Source organism: bacterium (genome assembly GCA_040755795.1).
Taxonomy (GTDB): domain Bacteria; phylum UBA9089; class CG2-30-40-21; order CG2-30-40-21; family SBAY01; genus JBFLXS01.
The window spans coordinates 1-2,525 of record JBFLXS010000513.1 but is presented as its reverse complement, the minus strand read 5'-3'; the positions used below and the strand labels follow the sequence as shown (position 1 = coordinate 2,525).

Here is a 2,525-nt window from a genome sequence, read left to right as displayed (position 1 = left end):
AAAGATGGCCGAATATCTATCCAGTTATTAATTCGCAAGTGACCTGGTTTAACCTTACCCAGAATAGAAAAGGTAACCTGATATAAGGAGGCAAGTTTTTCCAGGTCATCTAAATTTTCCTTTTTTAAACTGAGAATAATTCGGGACTGAGATTCGGCAAAAAGTAAATAATGTGGTTCAATGAATTCTGAATCCAGGGTAATCTCAGCCCCAATATTACCTACGATACAGCATTCAGCTAAGGCAATGGCTAATCCTCCCTCAGCACAGTCATGAGCAGATTTGATAATTCCCTGTTGAATTGCGGCAAGGCAGGTAGCCTGGATATTATTTTCCCATTCTAAATCTATCATTGGAGGTTTGCCTGCGACCTGATGATGAAGGACCTTGAGATACTCAGAGCCACCTAACTCTTCTTTAGTTTCTCCTAATAAAACAATAATATCATCTTCATCCTTAAATCCTATCCCTGAGCCACGATAACCATCAATAATTCCTAACATCCCGATAACTGGAGTTGGATAAATGGCTATCTCTTCACTTTCATTATAAAAACTAACATTACCACCCGTCACCGGGGTATGGAGTATATTGCACGCTTGAATCATTCCTTCGACAACCTTCTGGAATTGCCACATCACCTCTGGTTTTTCCGGGTTACCGAAATTGAGGCAATTTGTAATGGCTAAAGGTTTGGCGCCAACACAAACAACATTTCTTGCCGCCTCTGCCACCGCAATCATTCCACCGACATAAGGGTCAAGATAGCAATATCTACCATTTCCATCACAAGTTACGGCAATAGCCTTTTGTGTGCCTTTGATATTCAAGACCGCCGCATCGCCTTTACCAGGTAAAACCTCTGTATTTGTCCTGACCATATGGTCATATTGTTCATAGACCTTTTCTTTTAATCCAATATTTGGTGAGGTGATTAATTTAAGTAAAATTTCATTATAATCATCTGGTTTGGGTAGATTATCGGTATTAAAGTTTTGGACATGGTCAAGATAAACAGGTTTTTGTTGTGGACGGCGATACACCGGGGCATCTTCGGCTAATGATTTCGCAGGAATCTCAGCCACTACCTGACCATTATCTTTTACCCTTAATATTCCATCTGCGGTTACCTTGCCAATGACTACGGCGTGCAAGTCCCATTTTTCAAATATCTTTTTAACCTTATCTTCAGTGCCTTTTTTGATACAGATAAGCATTCTTTCTTGAGATTCCGAAAGCATAACTTCATAAGGAATCATTCCCTTTTCTCGTCTTGGGACATTATTTAATTCTATTTCCATCCCGCTATTGCCTTTTGAAGCCATTTCGCAGGTTGAGCAGGTAAGTCCTGCCCCACCCATATCCTGCATACCCACGATACAGCCTGTTTTTGCCAGTTCAAGGCAGGCTTCAAGCAATAGTTTTTCCATAAATGGGTCGCCAACCTGAACTGATGGTCTATCTTCATAGGATTCTTCTGTCAATTCACGCGAGGCAAAGGTTACGCCGTGGAGTCCATCTCTACCTGTGGCAGAACCAACATAAATAATCGGATTTCCCTCACCAGTCGCTATTCCTTTGATAATCTCATTATGGTTTATTATTCCAACACACATCGCATTAACTAATGGATTTTCTTTGTAAGTATCCTCAAAATAGATCTCACCAGCAACCGTTGGAATGCCAATACAATTTCCATAGCCAGCAATTCCGGCAACAACCCCATTTAGCAAATATCGGCATCTGGGATGATTTAATTCACCAAATCTAAGTGAATCCAGAAGTGCAAGTGGTCGAGCGCCCATTGTGAATATATCACGAATGATGCCACCGACACCGGTTGCCGCACCTTGATAAGGTTCTACAGCCGAGGGATGATTATGACTTTCAATTTTCATCACTACAGCAAGATTTTCACCAATATCAATTATTCCCGCATTTTCACCAGGACCTTGCAAAATCCAGGGTGCTTGTGTTGGGAATGATTTTAAAACTACCCGCGAGCTTTTATAACTACAGTGTTCACTCCACATCACCGAATATATACCTAACTCCGTATAATTAGGTTGACGCCCGAGAATCTGACAGATTCTATCATATTCTTCCATTGTCAAACCATGTGATTTAATTATTTTTTCAGTTATTTCTATGTTGGGCATAATAGAGTCTCAAGTTTAGTAAATAATTTGTAAGCCTTCAGGTGTCAGCTTTCAGCCATCAGCCTTTAAGAAGGGCACTGGCATCTAATGCAGGAGAATAAGCAAAATCGTAAAATCTGCTACTGTCCCAATTTTCCTACTGGTATTTGACTGCTGACACCTGATAGCTGAACGATTACAGTTTATTTATATGTTTATCCTCTTTTACCACTTCTACCATTTACCTCAAAATTCCCAGTTTCCCTGTTTTCCTCTGGCCTTTATCATTTGTCACTAAGTAAATGTATATCCCTGAGGCAAGTCGTTGTCCTTGTGAACCTCGACAGTTCCATCGCCATTTACCTGGCTCGGGAATATTGGGTTCGA

1 protein-coding gene is annotated in these 2,525 nt (G+C 40.6%); it reads right to left on the bottom strand.

From position 1 onward, the window contains the following. The coding region (purL, locus tag AB1414_19090; protein MEW6609518.1) for a phosphoribosylformylglycinamidine synthase subunit PurL at positions 1-2,159 on the bottom strand (2,159 nt) is incomplete at its 3' end. Positions 2,160-2,525: the final 366 nt, after the last annotated feature.